The organism is Corticibacter populi, from assembly GCF_004217315.1.
Lineage (GTDB): Bacteria > Pseudomonadota > Gammaproteobacteria > Burkholderiales > Burkholderiaceae_C > Lampropedia > Lampropedia populi.
Map to the genome: position 1 here is coordinate 160335 of NZ_SGWR01000001.1, position 17787 is coordinate 178121.

Sequence of the window (17787 nt, forward strand, 5' to 3'; positions counted from 1 at the left end):
GTTGGGAACGTAGCAGATAGAGCGTGAAATAAACGTGAAAACAAGAAAATCACTCATTCCTATTATTGTTTATCAATGGATTGAGGCGCATTCGATGGAAATTCGATGGAAGGGATTCTAAGCTTGAATGAAATTGCATCTTATTGATGTGATTGACGGTTTTCACGAGTGTGTGGCCGACGCGTCTCGCACAGTGGCGCGGACGGCCTGTACTTTCTCATGTCTTTTCAAGCGGGACTTTAGATGACGCAGGATTACCAAGATCGCGCAGGCGAACAGGACGCATGCATGGCGATTCCGATGGAGTGTTTTCAGCCGGCCTTCGGGCGATCGATGCTGGTGGGGGCCGCGCTGCTTGGCGGCAGCATGGGCATGCTGCCGGCACACGCCCAGAGTGAGTCTGTCACGAGCCTGCCGGAGGTCGAGGTGACGGCAGCCGAGGATGCGCAAGCCTACCAGGCGCCAGTGTCCGCAAGTAATCCGAAATTCACGGCATCCTTGCTTGATACACCACGCTCGGTGACGGTAATCGGCCAGGAACTGATGCGCGACCGCGGCACTACATCGCTGCAGGATGTGTTGCGCACCACACCAGGCATCACCCTGGGCTCCGGCGAAGGCGGTACGCCGGCTGGCGACCGGCCATTCGTGCGTGGCTATGAGGCCAGCACCGACATCTTCATCGATGGCGTGCGCGACTATGCGCGGGGTTCGCACGAGACCTTCAACCTGGAGGCCGTGGAGGTTATCAAGGGGCCTAGTTCGGCCTATACGGGCCGTGGCGGTACCGGCGGAAGCATCAATCTGAGCAGCAAGGCGCCCCGGCTGGATCGTTTCCTGGAAGTCAGTGCCGGGGCGGGGAATGCCAGCCAGTGGCGTGCCACGGCCGATGCCAACGTGGCATTCTCGGAGACGGGGGCGGCGCGGCTGAACCTGATGAAGATGGGCGGGGAGGTGCCCGGACGTGGCGGCGTCACCGTTGATCGGTGGGGCATTGCGCCGTCGGTGGCGTTTGGCCTCGGTACGCCCACCCGCGTCACGCTGTCATATGTGCACATCGAGAATGACGACATGCCCGATCTGGGGATCCCGTTCAGCAATGCCGCCAATGAACGGCGCGTGCCGCCCGATGTCGATCGCGAAAACTTCTATGGCAGGCTCAACGCCGATTTCCGCGAGAACACCATGAAGACGGGCACCATCAAGCTCGAACATGATTTTTCGGAGTCCCTGAGGCTGAGCAACGTCACCCGGCATGCGAAGACGCTCAATCATTACTTGATGACGCGCCCGACGTTCGATAATTGCACGGCTGCATCTGGCGAGCCATGCGCCAGTGAAGGTCCCACGGTGCAATTTCGCCGCGACGATCGCCTTCGCTGGCGCTCGACCAGGTCCCTCGTCAATCAGACAGATCTGCATGGCAAATTGACGACGGGCTCGTTCAAGCACACGTTTCTCGCCGGCCTGGAGTTCAGCAAGGAGGACGTTTATAGCAAGTCCATGAGCGGAGGGCCCGGGCGCAGCCTCGATTCCTTGTACAACCCCGATCCACACGGCGTCTACAGCTACAACCTCATCTATGGTGACAAGGTCAGGGATGGCTACATCAAGACCCGTTCGCTGTACTTCTTCGATACCGTGGAGTTCGACGAGCGCTTCTCGGTCAATGCAGGCCTGCGTCGCGAATCGTTTGAGGTGAACAATTACAGTATCCGCCGCAAGGACGACTTCTGGAACTACCAGTTGGGCGTGGTGTACAAGCCCGCCGAGAACGGCAGCGTTTACCTTTCCTATGCCACTTCTTCCAATCCGGCAGGAGAGAACCTGGGCCAAGGCGGAGGAGCGGACGGGGTGGGAGGCGCTGCCACGGTTCGAGATATGAAGCCGGAGAGGAGCCGCAGTTGGGAACTCGGCACCAAATGGGAGGTTCTGGAGCAGCGCCTGTCGCTAACGGCGGCGGTTTTCGAAACCGAGAAAACGGACGCCCGTTCGACCGACCCCCTGACTGGAGAGGTCAGCCTGGGGGGCAGTAACAGCGTGCGCGGCTTGGAACTTGGCGCCTCGGGCTCCATCACGCCCCGGTGGCAGATTTGGGCCGGCTATTCATACCTTGATCCGAAGATCAAAACGTATCGCAGTGGCACCAGCGTGTATGACGGCAACCAGATCAAGTTCATCGCCAAGCAAAGTGCAAGCCTGTGGACGACCTATGAGATCCTGCCCGGTCTGAGCCTTGGTGGCGGTGCGACCTATCTGGGCGATCGCTATGCCAATGACGACAACACGCTGGTGCTGCCAAGCTACACGCGCTATGACGTGATGGCCCGCTATGCGGTCAGCAAAGACTTCTCGCTGCAGTTCAATGTCAACAACTTGACCAACGATGAAATGTTCGACGCGTCTCATGTGGGCATTTTTGCCAACGTGGCGCCGGGCCGCTCCTACATGTTGACGGCAACTTACCGGTTTCAATGATGGCTCGTCTCCGGGGCGGGCGCGGGTCAGGCGTGTCCGCCACGGGGGGATGTGCCTGCCGGGCAGCAAGGCCGTCCACGTTTGGCACTCCCCGCCGACCCCGTCCGGATGATCTGAGCAGACAGAAAGAGGCTGGACCATGATGCTGGTTATTTCCGATGTACTGAATTCCGATGAGGTGGCGCACATGCGTGGCCAGCTGGAGCAGGCAGGGTGGTGCGACGGTCGCGATACCGCCGGTTATGCGGCCGTGGGGCAGAAGAGCAATCTGCAGTTGCACGCGCAGGATGCGCTGGCCATCGCGCTGGGCCAGCGCATCCTGCAGGCGCTGGCAGAGAATCCGATGTTCGTATCTTTCGCGTTGCCGCTGCGTATCTTGCCGCCGATGTTCAATTGCTATCGAGGCGGTGGCGCGTACGGTTTTCACATCGACAACGCCATTCGCGTCAACCGGGGCACCGGCGAGCGTATTCGCACCGACTTGTCGACCACGCTGTTCCTCAGTGACCCCAAGGGGTATGACGGTGGCGAGCTCGTCATCAATGGCACCTATGGGGCTGAGTCGATCAAGTTGCCGGCCGGCCATGCGGTGGTCTATCCCGGCTCCAGCCTGCATGCCGTTCGGCCTGTCACCAGAGGCCAGCGGTTCGCGTCATTTTTCTGGACGCAGAGCATGGTGGCCGACGATGCACGAAGAGCCATTCTCTATGAGTTGGACACTGCCATCCAGCATCTGGCCCGGCGCCTGGGCACCGAGGAGGAATTCAACCGATTGACGGGCGTCTATCACAATCTGCTGCGGCAATGGGCGCAGGTTTGACGCGCACCCGGGCGCAGGCGGCAGGACGACCGGGCGCGTACATGCCACGCCATTGGTCGTGGTGAAAGTCAAGCCAAACGGATGAAGGAAATCGCTCCCGTGCAGAACGACAATATCCCCCCCGATGCCAGCCTTACCGAGACACTCGCGCGGGTGGCCTGCCTGCGCGATTATGAAGTCCGCGCACGGCAGCTCTTGCCGCGTGCGATTTGGTCGTACCTCCAGTGCGGCGCCGCCGATGGCATCACCAGCCGTTGGAACGAGCAGGCCCTGCAGGATCTACCGCTGTGGCCGAGGATGCTTCGCGGTGTTGCCAATGGCAGCACCGCACTGGAGTTGTTGGGCCGGCATCATGCCAGCCCGATTTTGATCGCGCCGATGGCCTATCATGCACTGGCGCACCGGTATGGAGAACTGGCGACGTCGCAAGCTGCAGGCGCAATGCAGACGGGCCTGGTGGTGAGTACGCAGTCCAGCGTCTCTCTGGAAGAGGTGGCGCGCAATGCGCACGCGCCACTGTGGTTTCAGCTTTATATCCAGCCGCATCGGGAGATCACGCTGGATTTGATTGGCCGGGCCGAACGGGCCGGTTACCAGGCTCTGGTGGTCACGGTGGACGCGCCCATTCAGGGCCTGCGCAACGCGGATCAGCGTGCTGGTTTCCAGTTACCGCCGGAGGCGCGGCCCGTCAACCTCGAACCCTACGCGCAACAGTTGAACAGGACCGGAGCCGTCGAACCAGGCCAGTCTGTGTTCCGCCATCCGTTGGTTGCCGCGATGCCTGACTGGGCGTCGCTGGCATGGCTGGTCAGGCAGACATCGTTGCCGGTGCTCGTCAAGGGACTGATTCATCCAGGGGATGTCGAGCCTGCATTGGACTGTGGCATTGACGGGATCATCGTCTCCAATCATGGCGGCCGGATGCTGGACGGGGTGCCGGCCACCGTGCATGTCTTGCCGGGCATCGTCGCCGCAGTTGGCCAGCGGGTGCCGGTGCTGGTGGACGGCGGCATCCGTCGCGGCACTGACATCATCAAGTGTCTGGCGCGTGGTGCCGACGCGGTGCTGGTCGGCCGCCCGGTGCTGCATGGCCTAGCGGTTGCTGGCAGCACGGGCGTCGCCCATGTGCTGCACTTGTTGCGTACAGAACTGGAGATGGGCATGGTCCTGTGCGGAGCTGCCAGCATCGCTGATATCCGGGAGCTTGGCCTGCTGGATTCGAGAATGCATGATGGAGGAGCCGTACATGCTGCCGCACGATAGTGCCTTGTGGATGCAGGATAAGCTGAGCAGGGACAGTTCGAGCTTGTTGCGCGTCGCCGGCATGAAGGTGACGGTTCCTAGGCTTGCCGTGCTTGAACTGCTCAGACAGCGTCGGCAGGCCATGGATGTGCATCAGATTTATCACGCATTGCTGGAGACGCGGGAGATCAGTCTGAGCTCTCTTTACGTGGTGCTCAAGCAATTGGCGGTGATGAATGTCATCGATGTCCATGTTGGACCGAAAAAGACCTTGTACTCGCTGCTGGGCAGTATCAATACGGCGGTCATGACCTGTATCGGTTGCGGCAAGACAAATACCTCCGATCTGGAACTCTTTAGTCGAGAGGTCGCCAACCATTGCGAGACCTCGGGAGTGGTTCTCAAGGGTTTTAACGTCGATATGCTGGTCATCTGCAGCAACTGCCGGAAAAGGCAAGTTCACCTGATCAGATGACGACCTTGGGTTGATCTGATGGACGTTTCGCCTAGGGAGGGTCATCAATCACCAAGCGATCCCTTTGGTGATTGATGACACGCACTAGTCAATGCTGAAGTCGTGTATACCGAAACGGCCTTGCTGCCGGTCGGCAAAAAAGCGCTCGAGCGTCACCCGGGTGGTGTGAAAGGCCAGTTCTTCCCAGGGAATCTCGGCCTCGGCAAAGAGACGCGCCTCCTGGGTTTCCGGACCGGGATGGGCTTCGGGGCTGGTCATGGTGGCACGGTAGAACAAATGCACCTGGCCGACGCGCGGTACGCTGATGATGGAGAACAGCGGACCCATCTCCAGCTGCAGCCCGGCTTCCTCGTCGGTCTCCCGCGCGGCGCCCTGGGCGGTGGTCTCGTCGAGTTCCATGAAGCCGGCCGGCAGGGTCCACTTGCCCATGCGCGGCTCGATGTTGCGCCGGCACAGCAGCACCTGGTCTTGCCAGACCGGAATGGTGCCGACCACGTTGAGCGGGTTAACGTACTGCACGGTGTGGCAGGCCGGGCAGACCGCCCGCACGCGGGTATCGCCATCGTCGGGCACGCGGTGTTCGACGGCATGGCCGCAGACACGGCAGAAGTTGATCAGGGAGCGGGGTGTCATGCGGCAGGACGGTAGCGGAGGAAAGGCCGCGGCGGCAGATGCGGCGGCAGGGTGGCCAAAAGTGTGATTACACCACTTTGACGTGCAAGTCGGGCAGGCCGTCGATATGGCCCTGCAACTCCTCACCCCGGTTGACGGCACCCACGCCGGCGGGTGTGCCGGTGAAGATCAGGTCGCCCGGCTGCAGTTCCCAGCCATTGGAGATGTGGGCCACCACTTCGGCGAGCTTCCAGATCAGCTCGTCGGTGTTGCCGCTCTGGCGCAACTGGCCGTCGATGCTCAGCGTGATGCCTGCATGCTCGATCTGCGGCAGTTGCCCGCGCGGCGTGATCGGGCCGATCGGGGCGCTCTGGTCGAAGCCCTTGGCGATCGACCAGGGCCGGCCCGCCTTCTTCAGCTCGGCCTGCAGATCGCGCCGCGTCAGGTCCAGGCCGACGGCGTAGCCGTAGATGTGCGCCAGGGCCTGCTCGGGTGCAATGCCTTTGCCGCCCTTGCCGATGGCCACCACCAGCTCGACTTCGTGGTGCAGGCTTTGCGTCAGGCTCGGGTAGGCCACCGTGCCGGTGCTGCCGGCGGGCACGAAGACGATGGCGTCGGCGGGCTTCATGAAGAAGAACGGCGCCTCGCGGCCGCTGGCGCCCATCTCCTGGGCGTGCTTGGCATAGTTCTGGCCCACGCAGTAGATGCGGTGCACCGGGAACAGGGCGTCCTGGCCCGAGATGGCCACGGTGGGGGTCGGCTGGGGTTGGAAGAGCAGTGACATGGCTTGTGACGGTGAATGGAATGGTGGACAGGTGCCGGGGAAGGCAGTCCGCACTATAACGCGCAGCCCCGTTGTTGCGCGTCGCCTGGCTGTCTATGGGCGGTGCCGTCCGTGGTGCCACGCCAAGGGCGTTGGAACCTGTTCACGATCTTTTCATGGGCTACGTTGTCCCGACAAGGATTTGTCACACCGCAGCGCGCGCCTGCCGGGACAAACCCGAAGGGCAGGAGGTCAAAAATGCACCGGGCGTCTTGCCCACTGCATTTCTGACCTCCTGCGTGACCCACGAAAAAATCGTGAACAGGTTCTCAGGGCTGGCCCGTCTGGCCGCGCACCATCGCCAGCAGCTTGCCCGCATCGAGCGTGCGGGCCTGGGCCTGCATGTCCGGCAGGTACTGCGAGTGCAGCCGGCGTCCGTCCTGCAGCACGTGGGCATAGGCATCCTTGAGCATTTGCGTCGAGAGCGTGCGTCCGCCTGCGTAGTATTGGTTGGCGACGTGGCCGAGTGCGTAGGTGGCCGCAAAGCTCATGCCGGAACTGACGGCCTGTTTGCCCAGGCCGCCCAGGATGCCCTTGCCGGCCTTGCCCAGCAAGCCGCCGAGCAGCTTGCGACCGGCCTGTTCCAGGTACTGGGAGGTCATGCCCACGCCGATGGTGGCCAGAAAGTCGCGGATGTGGCCGCGGTCGAGCTGGTAGCCATAACTCTGGCCGATCTGGTAGACCAGCCGCATCTGCAGCGGAATGATGGCCATCGTCGAGAGTGACTCGGGCAGCAGTTCGATGGCGCCATTGGTGATGGCCGCGCGCAGGATCTTGCCGTCGATGGCCTCGCGCGAAAGGGTGCTGGCACGGCGCTGCGAGTCGGCTGCGTCGGAGTCAATGTCGGCATCGGCGGCGACATCGAGCGGTGCCTGGGCCAGGGCATCGGTTTGCGCCAGCGCCTGTTCGGCCAAACCGGGTGCCAGACCCAGGGCCTCGCGCAACTCGGTCAGGAAGGCCTGCTCCTGTGCGCTGGTGCTGCCGTCGGCCTCGCAGACGCAAACCGCCATTTCATAGGCGAGCTGGCGTGCCGGCTCGCTCTCGAGCGAGGCCGCCGCATTCTTGAGGCTGGTGCGTTTGAACAACACGTCCTGGTAGAGCGCCGGCAGGTCGATGCCTGAAGAGGATGCCAGGCTCTCGGCGATCTGGCGGATCTGCTCGCGCTCGCGGTCATGTTTGTGGCTGTCGGCGTAGGCCGCCAGCAGGCTGATGGTGAGGGTGGCCTGTATGTCCTGGTGATGCATGGTGTGTGTATGGAAAGTGGAGGGTGGGGCATGCGGTGCCAACCGGTGCGAGCCGGTTCTGAAGGAGACTGCACGGCTGCCGAAGTTCCCGGCGCCGTCCGTGCCGGCGGGTCTTTCGCACTATCATGCCGGTTCACGAAAACACTTGTTCGGCGCTGCCAACAACACGTTCTAAGGATCTGGAACCAAAGCATGGACTGGGACAACCTGCGTTACTTCCTGGCGCTGTCGCGCAGTGGCACCCTGGTCAACGCCGCCCGTATGCTGCAGGTGGACCACACCACCGTGAGCCGCCGCATCCAGGCGCTGGAGAAGCAGATGGGCGTGCCATTGTTTGCCCGCGAGGCTGCCGGTCACCGCCTCACCGAGGCTGGCCGCAACCTGCTGCCGCAGGCCGAGGCCATGGAGGAGGCCTGCCTCGCCATCGAGAGCAGTTCGTTCGCCGCACACGATGGCCTCTCGGGCGTGGTGCGCGTGGGGGTGCCCGAGGGACTGGGCACGCGCATCCTGGCGGTGCCGCTGGCGCGACTGGCGCAGCAGCACCCGAACCTGGTGATCGACCTGCTGGCGCTGCCGCGCCTGCTGCACCTCTCGCGCCGTGAGGCGGACATCGTGATCTCGCTGGAGCGGCCCACGCGCGGCTCGGTGGTGGTCACCAAGCTCAGCGACTACGTGTTGCGCCTCTACGGCGCGCGGTCCTATCTGGCGCAGCACCCGCCGGTGCTGGAGGTGGCCGACCTGCAGGAGCACAGCTTCATCAGCTATGTCGACGACCTGCTTTTCACCAAGCAGTTGCAGTTCCTCGAGAGCTTCGTGCAGGCGCGCCACTTTGCGTTGCGCAGCACCAGTGTGCTGGCGCAATATGCGGCGGTGCAGGCCGGCACCGGCCTGGCGGTGCTGCCCGCCTTCATCGGCGACCGCGATCCGGAATTGCAGGTGGTGCTGCCACAGCAGGCGCGCTTTCAACGCACATTCTGGATGTCCATGCCTTCGGAAATCCGTCACATGGCGCGCATGCAGGCGGTCTGGGAGTTCCTGCGCGATACCGCGCGCCACGGCAGCAGCGGCCTGCTGCCGGGCGGCTGAGCCGTCGGTGGCCGGGGGAGCCACCACTCAATGCGGCTGCGCGGCGGCAAGGATTGCATTGGCCTGCCAAGGCAGTAGAATGGACGCCAATCATTTCTTCAGGGCCGACGCTGCATCACATGACGTTCGGGCCCTGCATCATCAAACGATCTCACCGCTGAGTGGCAACATTCGGCGGTGCGTTTTTTTGGAAGGCAAAAAATGGCCACCTTACCCATTACCAAGCGTGGAGCGGAAAAGCTCAAGACGGAACTGCAGCAGCTCAAGAGCGTGGACCGTCCCGCCGTCATCAACGCCATTGCCGAGGCGCGCGCCCAGGGTGATCTGAGCGAGAACGCCGAGTACGACGCAGCCAAGGATCGCCAGGGCTTCATCGAGGGGCGCATCAAGGACATCGAGGGCAAGCTGGCGGCGGCGCTGATCGTCGATCCGGCCGCACTCCATGCCGAGGGCAAGGTGGTGTTCGGCGCCACCGTTGAACTCGAGGAAGAGGAAAGCGGCGAGCGCGTGCGCTACCAGATCGTCGGCGAGGACGAGGCCGACATCAAGCTGGGCCTGCTCAATGTCTCCAGCCCGATCGCGCGCGCGTTGATCGGCAAGTTCGAAGGCGACGTGGCCGTGGTGGTGGCACCCGGCGGCGAGAAGAGCTACGAAATCATCGCCGTGCGCTACGAGTGAGAGTGCGGCAGAACGCCCTGCAGGCGGTGCACCTGCGCCTGCCGATCTTCGCCGCCGCACTGTGGTGGGGGAACCTCTGCAGTATCGGCTTCATGGCGGTGCCACTGCTGTTTGCCAGCCTGCCGACGCCGGCCCTGGCAGGCCAGGCGGCGGCGCGCCTTTTTGCCGGGCAGGTCTGGCTGGCCGCTGCCTGTTGCTTCATTCTGATTCTCTGCCTGCGCCCGGCGCTGAATGAAGGCGAGGACCTGGATGCAGGCGCGGAACCGAATATCGACCTCGCCCGGGCAGCTGCCGCGCGGCTGGCCTTGACGGGCTGGGTGCTTGCCGGCTTGATTCTTGCCCTGCTGCTGCAATTCGGCGCGGTGCCGCGCATCGTCGCCCGCCAGAACCTGCCGCTGTGGCATTCATTGGGCACGGCGCTGTACGCGCTGCAATGGTTGTGTGCGTCGGTGACGCTGTGGAAGCTGGCCGTCCGGGGGCCATGGTCCGTACGCTGACCCGGCGGCATGCGCTCTCCATCGAGACGCCATTCATACACCATTCATTTCCCAAGCAAAAGGCCTCATGTAGAGGCCTTTTGCTTGGGAGCATCGGCAGAGCGGGACCGACCAGACCTCGCCAGTCTTGATCAGTCCTCTTCATCATGCCTGGGGCGGGCACCACGCGATTCGCTGCGCGCCACCAGCACCAGTGCGAGCACGTTCAGCAGTGCCAGCGCATACCAGGTGAGTGCGTAGCTCAGGTGGTTGTTGCGGAACTGCACGATGGTCAGGCCGCCGCGTGGCCAGCCACCGGGATTCGGGCTGGCACCGGCATCGATGAAGTAGGGTAGGGCATCGCCCAGCTGGCGCGCCGCATTCATGGCGGCGAGGTCGCGGTGGTACCAGCGTTCTTCGGCGGGCACGTTCTCGCGCACGAAGAGGCCGCCGTCTTCGGGCAGGCGCAGCAGGCCGGTGACGGTGACCGACCCTTCGGGCAGGGCCTGGGCGCGGCTGGCCGGCAGGCGCTGCGCATTGGGCACATAGCCGCGGTTGATCCAGATCGTGCCCTGGGCGGTGCGCAGCGGTGTCATCACCCAGTAGCCCGGGCCCAGCACGCTGGAGGCATAGACCTGCACTTCCTTGTCGTGCAGCCAGCGGCCTTCGGCCTGCACGCGCTGGTACTCGAAGCGCCGGCCCGGCTCGGCCTCTGCCGCCCAGGCCTGGGCGGTCGGCGGTGCCGTGGGCGCGGCATGCACGCGCGCCTCGGTGCGGGCGATCAAGTCCTTTTTCCAGGCCAGGCGCTGGACCTGCCAGGTGCCCAGGGTCAGCAGCGCCGCGAGCGTCGCCAGCAGCAGAAAAAAAAGCGCCCCGCGCCGCCAGGAGCGGGCGCGGGGCTGCAGGGCATCGATCATCGCGGAATCAGGTCCGATGCATGGATGCGTGCGGCATTCACGGCAGGTTGCGCGCCGCTTCCGGCGTCAGCTCGTGCACGTGGGGCATCATGTTGGCGTCGAGGTGGTTCATGACCCACAGCGATCCGACCAGTGCGATCACCAGCACGATGACGGTGAAGATCAGCGACAGGAAGATCCAGCCGTGCTCGGACTTGGTGTTCATGTGCAGGAAGAACACCATGTGCACCAGGATCTGCACCACGGCAAGGCCCAGGATCCAGGCCACGGTGGCGGTCTTGCTGTCGAGCACATCCGCCATCACCAGCCAGAACGGGATGACGGTGAGGATGACCGATAGCACGAAGCCGATCACATATTCCTTGAAGGTGCCATGGGCGGCGCCGGTGTGAGCCGGCTGGGTGTGTTGTGCGTGGCTCATCTCACGACTCCCATCAGATAGACATACGAGAAAACGGCGATCCAGATCACGTCCAGGAAGTGCCAGAACATCGACAGGCACATCAGGCGGCGGCCGTTGGCCTCGATCAGGCCGTGCTTGCGGATCTGGAACACCAGCACGATCAGCCAGATGATGCCGAAGGTCACGTGCAGGCCGTGCGTGCCGACCAGCGTGAAGAAGGCCGAGAGGAAGGCGCTGCGTTGCGGTGTGGCACCCAGGTGTATCAGGTGGTTGAACTCATAGAGTTCGATGCACAGGAAGGCCAGGCCGAACAAGGCGGTCACCAGCAGCCATGCGATGGTGCCCTTGGTGTCGCCCTTGTAGGAGCGCAGCATCGCAAAACCGAAGGTGATCGAGGAGAACAACAGCATGAAGGTGTTGACCAGGATCAGCCAGAGGTTTTCCTCGAACAGCGCGGCAGGGGAGGGACCCGCCGCGTAGTTGGTGCCGACGACGGCGAAGACGGCGAACAGGATGGCGAAGATGAGGCAGTCGCTCATCAGGTACATCCAGAAGCCCAGTGCCGTGCCGTTGTTGGAGTGGGCGTGCTCGTCGTGGCCATGGGCCGCGTCGTGCGCGTGCGGGTCTTCCGCCACGTGGTAGATGCGCTCACCGGTGGTGGCGCTTGCGGTAGCCGATGTCATTGCTAGGTTCACTCCATGCGGTTCAGTTGGCGGAAGCGGGCGCGGAGGCCAGCAGGCGCGTGCGTTCTTCTTCGGTCCTGGCGACTTCGTCGGCCGGGATGTAGTAGTCCCGCTTGTAGTCGAAGGTGTGGTAGATCGCATAGCCGATCAAGGCCACGAAGGACACCGCAGCGAGCCACCAGACATACCAGATCAGCGCGAAGCCCAGCACGATGCTCAGGCCCGAGAGGATGATCCCGGCGCTGGTGTTCTTGGGCATGTGGATCGGCACGAAGCCTGTCAGTGGCCGCTTGTAGCCGTGCTTCTTCATGTCCCACCAGGCGTCGATGTCATGCACTACCGGGGTGAAGGCGAAGTTGTAGGCAGGCGGCGGCGAGGAGGTGGACCACTCCAGCGTGCGGCCATCGCCCCAGGAGTCGCCGGTGAGGTCGCGCGTTTCGTTGCGCTTGAGCCAGCCGACTACGATCGAGAGCACGAAGGCTCCGATGCCTGCAGCCACCAGCAGCGCACCGCCCAGCGCGATGACGAAGTAGATGTTCAGCGAGGTGTCCTCGAACTGGCTGATGCGGCGCGTCACGCCCATCAGGCCCATGATGTACAGCGGCGTGAAGGCAACCCAGAAGCCGACGAACCAGCACCAGAACGAAACCTTGCCCCAGAACGCATTGAGCTTGAAGCCAAAGGCCTTGGGGAACCAGTAGACGATGCCGGCGAACAGGCCGAATACCACGCCGCCGATGATGGTGTTGTGGAAGTGGGCCACCAGGAACAGGCTGTTGTGCAGCACGAAGTCGGCAGCCGGCACGGCCAGCATCACGCCGGTCATGCCGCCGATCACGAAGGTGAGCATGAAACCGATGGTCCAGTACATCGGCACTTCCATGCGGATGCGGCCCTTGTACATGGTGAACAGCCAGTTGAAGATCTTCGCGCCCGTGGGGATCGAGATGATCATGGTCATGATGCCGAAGAAGGCATTGACGCTCGCGCCCGAACCCATGGTGAAGAAGTGGTGCAGCCAGACCAGGTAGGAGAGCACCGTGATGGTCATGGTGGCCCACACCATGGAGGTGTAGCCGAACAGGCGCTTCTTCGTGAAGGCGGGCACGATTTCCGAGAAGATGCCGAAGGCCGGCAGCACCAGGATGTACACCTCGGGGTGGCCCCAGATCCAGATGAGGTTCACGAACATCATCGGGTTGCCGCCAAGCTGGTTGGTGAAGAAGTTGGTGCCCAGGTAGCGATCCAGCGTCAGCAGCACCAGGGTGGCCGTCAGGATCGGGAAGGTCGCCACGATCAGGATGTTGGCGCCCACGGCTGTCCAGGTGAACACCGGCAGACGCATCCAGTGCATGCCCGGCGCGCGCATCTTGACGATGGTCACCAGCATGTTGATGGCCGAGAGGGTCGTGCCGACGCCGGCGATGTTGAGCGACCAGAGGTAGTAGTCGACCCCGGTTCCCGGACTGTAGTCGATGCCCGAGAGCGGCGGATAGACCAGCCAGCCGGTCTGCGCGAACTCACCGACGAACAGCGAGATCATCACCAGCACGGCACCAGCGGTGGTCATCCAGAAGCTGAAGTTGTTCAGGAACGGGAAGGCCACGTCGCGCGCACCGATCTGCAGCGGCACCAGGTAGTTGAAGAACCCGGTCACCAGCGGCATGGCCACGAAGAAGATCATGATCACCGCGTGAACGGTGAAGACCTGGTCGTAGTGGTGTGCGTTGAGGTAGCCCTCGGTGCCGCCAGAGGCCATGGCCTGGTGCAGGCGCATCATGAAGGCGTCTGCGAAGCCGCGCAGCAGCATGATGATGCCCAGCACCATGTACATGATGCCGATCTTCTTGTGGTCGATGGTGGTGAACCATTCGCGCCACAGGTAGCCCCAGACGCGGAACTTGGTCAGCAGCGCCAGAACCGCCAGACCCCCCAGTGCCACCGCGATGAAGGTGTACAGGATCACCGGCTCGTGAAGCATGGGGAAGGTGTTGTGATCAAACGTGATCCGCCCCAGCAAAGGATGCGTGTTGTACTCGATTGCAGACATTATTGACTTCCGGAAAATCAGAGTGTTGGTGTGCCCGCGGCGGCATCGCTGCTGAGGCTGATGCGCAAGGTCCTGCCGGCCGCGGCATCCAGGTCCGATGCCACCGAGCGGCTGGTGCAGACGTAGTCGCCGGGCATCACGCCGGAGAACTCGGCCAGATCGATCTGGGCCTGCTGTGTGCGGCGGCGGTCATAGCGCAGGCGCTTGACGTTGTCGATGCCTTCCACACCGGCGCCGCCGGCCATGTCGATGTGCATCATCTCGTCCATGCACATAGCGCCAGGCGTCACGCACATGTTCAGGATGGCGTAGTAGAGCTGCGGGTCGACCTGGCCATAGTGGCGTGTGCCGAAGTACTTGACGTGGCCCTTCTCGTCCTTCTGGTCGAACTGGTCGAGCGCCAGGTATTCGGCACGGTCGAGCACGTCGCCGGAGCCGCGCACCTTGGCGGCCCAGTCGTCGAAGCCGGCCTGGCTCAGGCCATGAAACTGGAAGTGCATCTGGCTGAAGCCATGGCCGGTGTAGTTGGCCGAGAAGCCCTTGAACGCGCCCTCGTCGTTGATGACGGCGTGCAGGCGCGTCTGCATGCCTGGCATGGCGTAGATCTGGCCTGCCAGCGCCGGGATGTAGAAGGAGTTCATCATCGAGGCCGAGGTCAGCTTGAACTCGATCGGCACATTGACGGGCGCAGCCACTTCATTGATGGTGGCAATGCCTTGCTCGGGGTAGATGAACAGCCACTTCCAGTCCAGTGCAGCGACCTCAATGACCAGCGTTTCGACATTGGCGGTCGCCGGGCTGTCACTGCGCTTGGGGTCGATGACGGCGTTGGTCAGGCGCTTGACGGCGCCGAGGTTTTCCTCGGTGCCGGCGATCTGCGTGGCGCTGTCGATGCGCGTGAGCGGACGATACGGATCGAGCAGGTGGGTCGAACCCCAGGTGATGGTGCCCAGCACCAGGATGATGGCGATGGGTACGCCCCATACCATGAACTCCAGCTTGTTGGAGTGGTAGAACTCGGGGTCGTACTCGGCCTGCTGGTTGCCGGCGCGGTACTTCCATGCGTAGTAGCAGGTGAAGAACATCACCGGCACGATGATCAGCAGCATCAGCACCACCGAGAAGATCAGTAGATTGCTTTGCTGCTTGGCGACGTAGCCGGAGGGGTTGATCACTGTCCAGTTACAGCCGGACAGCAATACCCCGGCCAGCAGGGCAGGCAGTGGGGAACACAGTTTTTTCATGCACACCTCGGGTTCAGGTTCAAGTCGTTGGCAGGGCGGGCGCTGCGGCACAGGCGTTTCCTATGCTGGGCAAAGGCGGCCGATCCATTGGCTGGCTGCTGGTGCTGTCGCAGCAAGAACAGCGTGGCTCTGGAACGGTTCGCGCAGAAATGCGGCACCCGCCGTGGGCGCGCCAAAGCGCACGCGCGGCAGAGGTGCGGCAAGCGGTGCAATTCTATAGCTTTTCGAGATTTCAGGATTTAATGAAGGCTCCGCGCAGCCGATAAAACGGGAAATTTGTCCTTGCGTGTCGTCAAGAAAACAAACCGGTCAGGCAAATGTTAACCGTCGACCGTGGATCGGGCTCCGGTGCCTGTATGGCGCAGCTTGGGAGGGCGTCATCCGCAGGAACTCATTCGTTCCAGTGCTCGGCGATCCAGCGCGCCGGCTCGATGTGCCGCCAGCGACGGTTGCGCCGGCCAGCCAGCGCGTCTGGCGGATTGCACTCGCCATGGAAGATCACCACCCTCGCGCCATCGGGGATGAAAGGCGGCTTCCAGTAATTGCTGGGCCAGGCCGGGATACCGTGGTACTTGAAGCTCGGGCACCATGCCTCGGGCCAGTAAGCCAGCAGGCCCTGGCGGTGGAGGAAGTCCGACAGGTAGGCCTGTTCGTTGCGAAAGCGCTGCTGCACCTCGACCACATGTTGCTGGAAATATTCCAGCACGTCGGGGTGGGCACCGAGCTCGAAGCGGTACACCGAGGAGTTCCCGGTGATGCGGCGCTTCTTCCAGGGTCGCGCATAGTCATGGATGATGCGAAAGGCCCCCGGCAGCTCGAAGAACCCATCCAGGCTGCCGACCACCACCACGTCCAGGTCCAGAAACAGCGCCGTGCCTTGCAGCCCGTATTTCTCATGGAGGTCGGGCGAGAAGGTCGCGAGTTTCTTCCAGGCGCGGTCGGGCTGGTCGGGGTAGCGCTGCCAGTCCAATTCGGGAATCGGGAAGCACTCGACCTCGGCGCGGATGCCGCGCGTGTCGTCGGTCAGGCAGACGAAGCGAAAAGGCCCCCCTTGCAGGTGGCGGCGTGCCATGGCATAGAGCCGGTTGACGTATTCGGGCCCGTACTTGGTGCCCCACTTCATGCACAGGATGTGGCGTGTGCCCGCCACGGCGGCGTTCTGCAACTCGGGCATGGCAGGGGTCAGCCCAGATTCCGCTTCTTGACCGACGTCTTGCGGGGCTTGGCCTTCTTGACATTGCCGCCAGCAGTCAGGCGCTGGTTGCCCAGCACGCGCAGGTACTGGATCTCGGGCTTCTGACCGGGCAGCTTGCTGTTCTTGACGACCTTGACCTCGCTGGGGCCGCGGCCACGTTCACCGCCCTCAGCCTTGGTCTTGGGCGGGATCGGGCGCCACAACACCAGCAGCTTCCCGATGTGCTGCACGGACGCGGCATTGAGGGTGTCGGTCAGCGTGGCCAGGATGGCCTCGCGGTTGCTGCGCTCATCGCTGAAGACGCGCACCTTGATCAGGCCATGGGCATTGAGGGCCGCATCCACCTCCTTGGTGACGGCGGGAGTGAGGCCATCACTGCCGATCAGCACGACAGGATTGAGATGGTGGGCGTCAGCGCGCAGGCTGCGGCGCTGGGAGGGATTCAAAGGGATTTGCGGCATGGGGCTATTATCCGTGATGCGCCGCCGGTCGCCGCTTTTGCGCGCTGGTGAAGATGCGTCCGAAGGGTTATGCGGGCCTGGCACATCCCTACAATGGCGCCTCGCCGGTCAGTCGGTCATTGCTGCTGCTGTGGCCGCGGTGGGCGCCGATCGACCGTACCACAGGACAAGTGTGTGAACAGGTTCTAACAGGCTCTGAACGGACGGCAAGGCAACGCATGACAGGTAAAGGCAAGAGTGGCAAGGTGGGCGGCAAGGTCAACAAGACGTGGCTGCACGACCACATCAATGACCCCTACGTCAAGCTCGCGCAGAAAGAGGGCTACCGCGCCCGGGCGGTGTACAAGCTGCAGGAGATCGACCAGACTTTCCACATGCTGCAGCAGGCACGCACGGTGGTCGACCTGGGCTGCGCGCCGGGGGCCTGGTGCCAGTATCTGAGCCGCAGTCTGAAACTCGGCGAAGGCGCTGGCGGTGATGCGCTGGTCGTCGGAGTCGATCTGCTGCCGATGGAGCCGGTGCCAGGCGTGCACTTCATCCAGGGCGATTTTCAGGACGACGCGGTGCTGGCACAGATGCAGGTGCTGCTGGACGGACGCACTGTCGATGCGGTGGTCTCGGACATGGCGCCCAACCTCAGCGGCCATGCTGCCACCGATGGTGCGCGGGTGGCCAACCTGGTCGAGTTGGCCGTGGACTTCGCTCGCCACCACCTGCGGCCGCAAGGGGTGATGGTGGCCAAGGTATTCCACGGGCCCGGCTATGATGACCTGGCCGCGCTGTTTCGCGAGACCTTCGTGCAAAGCCGGCCCTACAAGCCCAAGGCCTCGCGCAGCCGCTCGTCCGAGGTCTTTCTGGTGGGCCAGGGTCTCAGAGCGTGATCGCGCGGGCAGGGGGAGC

Annotated in this window: 18 protein-coding genes; 8 read left to right on the forward strand and 10 right to left on the reverse strand. The window is 63.1% G+C overall.

Annotated features, from left to right (window positions below; genetic code table 11):
- Positions 1 to 243 precede the first annotated feature (243 nt).
- From EV687_RS00715 to EV687_RS00730, 4 genes are all read left to right on the forward strand, one after another.
- On the forward strand, positions 244 to 2478 hold the full coding sequence (locus EV687_RS00715) for a TonB-dependent receptor (RefSeq protein ID WP_242612403.1): 2235 nt from the start codon (positions 244 to 246) through the stop codon (positions 2476 to 2478).
- Positions 2479 to 2617: 139 nt separating this feature from the next.
- Positions 2618 to 3298 carry a Fe2+-dependent dioxygenase gene (locus EV687_RS00720; RefSeq protein ID WP_122225976.1) on the forward strand — a complete coding sequence of 227 codons (681 nt, stop codon included), beginning with the start codon at positions 2618 to 2620 and terminating at the stop codon, positions 3296 to 3298.
- An 81-nt stretch (positions 3299 to 3379) separates the two neighbouring features.
- On the forward strand, positions 3380 to 4561 hold the full coding sequence (locus tag EV687_RS00725; RefSeq protein ID WP_122225977.1) for an alpha-hydroxy acid oxidase: 1182 nt from the start codon (positions 3380 to 3382) through the stop codon (positions 4559 to 4561).
- On the forward strand, positions 4545 to 5015 hold the full coding sequence (locus EV687_RS00730; RefSeq protein WP_162846509.1) for a Fur family transcriptional regulator: 471 nt from the start codon (positions 4545 to 4547) through the stop codon (positions 5013 to 5015). Before EV687_RS00725 ends, EV687_RS00730 begins: the two co-directional genes overlap by 17 nt.
- 84 nt (positions 5016 to 5099) lie before the next feature.
- Here the strand turns inward: EV687_RS00730 and EV687_RS00735 are convergent, their stop codons facing one another.
- From EV687_RS00735 to EV687_RS00745, 3 genes are all read right to left on the reverse strand, one after another.
- Positions 5100 to 5648, reverse strand: coding sequence for an NUDIX hydrolase (locus tag EV687_RS00735; RefSeq protein ID WP_122225978.1), 549 nt, complete (start codon positions 5646 to 5648; stop codon positions 5100 to 5102).
- 67 nt (positions 5649 to 5715) lie between these two features.
- On the reverse strand, positions 5716 to 6411 hold the full coding sequence (locus tag EV687_RS00740) for a fumarylacetoacetate hydrolase family protein (RefSeq protein WP_122225979.1): 696 nt from the start codon (positions 6409 to 6411) through the stop codon (positions 5716 to 5718).
- 308 nt (positions 6412 to 6719) lie between these two features.
- Positions 6720 to 7694 (reverse strand): YcjF family protein, encoded by a 975-nt coding sequence (locus tag EV687_RS00745; RefSeq protein ID WP_122225980.1) that lies wholly within the window; start codon positions 7692 to 7694, stop codon positions 6720 to 6722.
- A 192-nt stretch (positions 7695 to 7886) separates the two neighbouring features.
- Here EV687_RS00745 and EV687_RS00750 point away from each other — a divergent pair, with 192 nt between their 5' ends.
- The 3 genes from EV687_RS00750 (at position 7887) to EV687_RS00760 (ending at position 9955) form a co-directional block, all read left to right on the forward strand.
- The gene (locus EV687_RS00750; protein ID WP_122225981.1) at positions 7887 to 8780 is read left to right on the forward strand and encodes a LysR family transcriptional regulator; all 894 of its coding nucleotides are present in this window, start codon (positions 7887 to 7889) and stop codon (positions 8778 to 8780) included.
- Positions 8781 to 8981: 201 nt separating this feature from the next.
- Complete coding sequence (greA, locus tag EV687_RS00755; protein ID WP_122225982.1) at positions 8982 to 9458, forward strand: transcription elongation factor GreA; 477 nt, start codon at positions 8982 to 8984, stop codon at positions 9456 to 9458.
- 26 nt (positions 9459 to 9484) lie between these two features.
- Positions 9485 to 9955: a DUF4149 domain-containing protein gene (locus EV687_RS00760; protein WP_122227067.1), complete on the forward strand. Its 471-nt coding sequence runs from the start codon at positions 9485 to 9487 to the stop codon at positions 9953 to 9955.
- A gap of 131 nt (positions 9956 to 10086) precedes the next feature.
- Here the strand turns inward: EV687_RS00760 and EV687_RS00765 are convergent, their stop codons facing one another.
- The 7 genes from EV687_RS00765 to EV687_RS00795 form a co-directional block, all read right to left on the reverse strand.
- Positions 10087 to 10851, reverse strand: a complete 765-nt coding sequence (locus EV687_RS00765) for an SURF1 family protein (protein ID WP_122225983.1) — start codon at positions 10849 to 10851, stop codon at positions 10087 to 10089.
- Positions 10852 to 10888: 37 nt separating this feature from the next.
- On the reverse strand, positions 10889 to 11272 hold the full coding sequence (gene cyoD / locus EV687_RS00770; RefSeq protein WP_122225984.1) for a cytochrome o ubiquinol oxidase subunit IV: 384 nt from the start codon (positions 11270 to 11272) through the stop codon (positions 10889 to 10891).
- The gene (cyoC, locus tag EV687_RS00775; RefSeq protein ID WP_122225985.1) at positions 11269 to 11937 is read right to left on the reverse strand and encodes a cytochrome o ubiquinol oxidase subunit III; all 669 of its coding nucleotides are present in this window, start codon (positions 11935 to 11937) and stop codon (positions 11269 to 11271) included. Before cyoC ends, cyoD begins: the two co-directional genes overlap by 4 nt.
- 22 nt (positions 11938 to 11959) lie before the next feature.
- The gene (cyoB, locus tag EV687_RS00780; RefSeq protein WP_122225986.1) at positions 11960 to 13987 is read right to left on the reverse strand and encodes a cytochrome o ubiquinol oxidase subunit I; all 2028 of its coding nucleotides are present in this window, start codon (positions 13985 to 13987) and stop codon (positions 11960 to 11962) included.
- Positions 13988 to 14004: 17 nt separating this feature from the next.
- Positions 14005 to 15231 (reverse strand): ubiquinol oxidase subunit II, encoded by a 1227-nt coding sequence (locus EV687_RS00785; protein ID WP_122225987.1) that lies wholly within the window; start codon positions 15229 to 15231, stop codon positions 14005 to 14007.
- 391 nt (positions 15232 to 15622) lie between these two features.
- Positions 15623 to 16405 (reverse strand): glycosyltransferase, encoded by a 783-nt coding sequence (locus EV687_RS00790; RefSeq protein WP_122225988.1) that lies wholly within the window; start codon positions 16403 to 16405, stop codon positions 15623 to 15625.
- A gap of 8 nt (positions 16406 to 16413) precedes the next feature.
- Positions 16414 to 16887, reverse strand: a complete 474-nt coding sequence (locus EV687_RS00795; RefSeq protein ID WP_122225989.1) for a YhbY family RNA-binding protein — start codon at positions 16885 to 16887, stop codon at positions 16414 to 16416.
- Between the two features lie 218 nt (positions 16888 to 17105).
- Between EV687_RS00795 and EV687_RS00800 the strand changes: the two genes are divergently transcribed.
- Positions 17106 to 17768 carry an RlmE family RNA methyltransferase gene (locus EV687_RS00800; protein WP_122225990.1) on the forward strand — a complete coding sequence of 221 codons (663 nt, stop codon included), beginning with the start codon at positions 17106 to 17108 and terminating at the stop codon, positions 17766 to 17768.
- Positions 17769 to 17787: the final 19 nt, after the last annotated feature.